General features: G+C 71.6%; 2 protein-coding genes. One reads left to right on the top strand and one right to left on the bottom strand.

The window, feature by feature from the left end:
* The coding region (locus IBL25_RS26220; RefSeq protein WP_187781359.1) for a cadherin repeat domain-containing protein at positions 1 to 785 on the bottom strand (785 nt) is incomplete at its 3' end.
* A gap of 168 nt (positions 786 to 953) precedes the next feature.
* Here IBL25_RS26220 and IBL25_RS26215 point away from each other — a divergent pair.
* Positions 954 to 1,210: hypothetical protein (locus IBL25_RS26215; RefSeq protein ID WP_187781358.1), on the top strand; the 257-nt coding region annotated here is incomplete at its 3' end.

The following is a 1,210-nucleotide window of genomic DNA, read 5'->3' as shown; positions in this document are numbered from 1 at the left end:
GGAGGCGGCGAGACAGGCGGCGGCGGAGACACCGGCGGAGGCGGCGAAACGGGTGGCGGTGGGGACACCGGCGGAGGCGGTGAGACAGGCGGCGGCGGAGACACCGGCGGTGGTGGCGAGACAGGCGGCGGCGGCAGGATCGGCGGCGGCGCGGGGAGGTCGTCCTCGTTCGTCACATTCAGCACCTTCACCATGACGGTGAAGGCGGCGCTTTGCCGGCCGTCCGAGACCTCGACGATCACCGGAATCTCGCTGCCGCCCTGCGTCAGCAGGTCCACACCTTCCAGCAGCTTCAGCGTTCTCCCCACCATCTCGAACCGCGCCGCGGAGGGCCAGGGGATGCTGTAGGTGAGCCGCGACGCATCCGTATCCGGGTCGCTGGCCAGAAGCGTGCCGATCTCCGCGCCAATGTCATTCTCCAGCACCACGCCGCCGGAGGAGAAGCCCAGCGTCTGCGGTGGCGTGTCGTCGATGCCGGCAAGCGTCACGGACCACTGCTGCCCGCTATCCTGCCAGCCGTCGCGGAAGCGCACCGCCAGGCCGAAGGTGAAGACCGGGTCTTGCCCTGCGGGAAAAGCCTCGCGGTCCAGAATGGCGGGCGTGATGGTCACCCGGCCGCGGGCGGCATCCAGCGTGGCGGTGAACCACGCCGCGCCATCCCCGGTGAGCGCCACGTCCAGCGCACCGGCGGCGCCCGGGAGGGCCAGGATCGCCACCCAGTCGCCTTCCCGGCCGTCCTCCAGGATGGTGTCGGGCACCGTGCCCGTGACAACCATTTTGGCCATCGCCCCGCCCTTTTGCCGCTGCGAAGCGGTTCTTCTGGGTGCCCGGGCGTGAACGAAGGGTAAGTGCCTGTGCCTCAGCGGGGCAGGACAAGGGGTGGTGGCGAAACCGAATCTTTACGCCTTCCTGCCAGCATGCCGGCCAGGTCCAATGCCGGAGAACGCCGTACCATGACCCTGCGGAGCCGCATCGCTGCCGCCCTGACCCTTCTGTTGCTGGGCTTCGCCGGCCTTGGCGGCCTCGCGCTGGACCGCCTGGCCAGCCTGCAACAGGCCAGCGAGCAGCGGGGCGCCCAGGCGGCGGCAGGCCTGCGCCTGCTGGCGGGCCTGACCGATGCCGCCCATCGCACCCGCGCCGCCATTCTGCTGGCCACCAGCCCGGGCGACGAGGCCGCCCGCAGCCGCGCCGAGGCCGAGCTGGCGGTGCG

Source organism: Pseudoroseomonas ludipueritiae (assembly GCF_014490445.1).
Taxonomy (GTDB): Bacteria; Pseudomonadota; Alphaproteobacteria; order Acetobacterales; family Acetobacteraceae; genus Pseudoroseomonas; species Pseudoroseomonas ludipueritiae.
Note: the sequence above shows the minus strand (reverse complement) of the source record. Positions and strands in the feature narration are given on the sequence as shown.